At 62.2% G+C, this 1,555-nt stretch carries 1 protein-coding gene; it reads left to right on the top strand.

Translation table 11 applies throughout. From position 1 onward, the window contains the following. The first annotated feature begins 400 nt into the window (after window positions 1–400). Entirely contained in the window at window positions 401–1,537 is a 1,137-nt protein-coding gene (locus ABD120_RS39235; RefSeq protein WP_343955542.1) for a helix-turn-helix domain-containing protein, read from the top strand. Window positions 1,538–1,555: the final 18 nt, after the last annotated feature.

Below are 1,555 nucleotides of genomic sequence, written 5' to 3'. Positions count from 1 at the left end.
CTCGTCGTCACGTCACCACGCCGAACGTGAATGATCTTCTCAAACACGCTCTGAGGTGCTGGCCACCTACGCCCGCCCGGCCACAAGGCGCTCGCTCACGCTCGCCCGCGTTCCTTCCAGGGGCAAGCCCGGGTTTGAGCACCGATACCGGACATTGTCCAAACGTGTCGTTGCCCGCCACAACCGCATCCATCAAGGACAACTACCTCCCGGGCCAACCTGTCTTCGACCCTGCGTGTCTTGTGGCTTTTCGGCCTTCTTCGACGATGGTGGAGGCGGCAACTGCATCCGGCGCCAGCGGGGAAGCGGGATGTTCTCTGCCGTATCGGGACATCGCCTTGGGCGGAGTACCCCTACACGTCTACCCTGAAGTTCACGGGCTTCAGAAAGGTGCAGGGCTATGCGTGACAACGACACGATGGAACTTCGCCCGGATATGACCATAGGTGAGCGACTTAAAGTAGCTCGCCGGTCAATCGACGGCCTTACTCAGGAAATTCTCGCCGAACGCTCAGGCGTGAACCTGGACACCATTTGCAAGCTAGAGCAGAACCAACGGCAGTCCGCCCGAATTTCCACAATCAACTCCCTTGCTCGCGCGCTCGACCTTGACACCCCGGCGCTTCTACTCGGCGTCGTTTCAGAGGGGAGCAGCAAAGATCCGAGGGTCTTGGCGATTCGCCGCGCTTTGGTTCCCGTGACTGACTTCGCGTCGTCTGCCGAAACCGACTCTGAGGACGCGCCGCCCGACGTGACGGCGCTCCGGCGCAGCGTCAGCGACGCGTGGACGACCTACCACGAGGGGGATATGTCCACGTTGGGCGAGGTCCTTCCTGGTCTGCTCACCGAAGCTCGAACCGCCGTGCATGAGCACCGCAACGGGACCGCGCTTCGCGCCCAAGGAGTGCTGTCCAAGACTATGCAGCTCGGTGCGCATGTAATGGCACGCAGCGGAATGGAAGACCTGGCACTGCTTGGTCTGGACCGGGCGCAGCAGGCCGCCCGCGAATCGAACGACCCTCTCCTTCCGGCGATGATCGCTAATAGTGTCTCCTGGATCTTCATGCGCACTGGCCGACTCGACGACTCCGAGCATGTAGCACTGGCCACGGCCGACGGGATCGAGCCCAAATTCCGCACGTCTACCCCGAATGAGATCGCCGTATATGGCGGTCTGCTGCTGTCCGGCATGACCGCAGCCGCGCGAAACGAGCGCTTTGACACGGCACGGGATCTCTTGAACGTCGCCCGTGCAGCCGCTCACCGAACCGGAGAGGACTCCAACAATCGTTGGACTTCCGTGTTCGGACCGACAGCCGTGGCCATGCAAGCCGTGGCCGTCGAGTCCGCGGCGGGCGAATGGGGGGCTGCTCTCCAACTCGCGCAGCACATTCCGCTTACAGGGCAGGTACCAGACTCCTGGAAGTCCTGGTTTCTCCTCGACGTCGCGCATGCCCAGATGCGGACCTATCGTGACTCCAGTTCGGTAGAGACCCTGCGCACTGAGCTGTTTTCATCTTCGGCGGGCGCCTGCTGATCACAGCGTGATCGCGAG

Origin of the sequence: Nonomuraea longicatena, assembly GCF_039525605.1 — a bacterium.
GTDB lineage: Bacteria > Actinomycetota > Actinomycetes > Streptosporangiales > Streptosporangiaceae > Nonomuraea > Nonomuraea longicatena.
The sequence above is the reverse complement of the archived record's forward strand: the minus strand, read 5'-3'. Positions and strand labels throughout refer to the sequence as shown.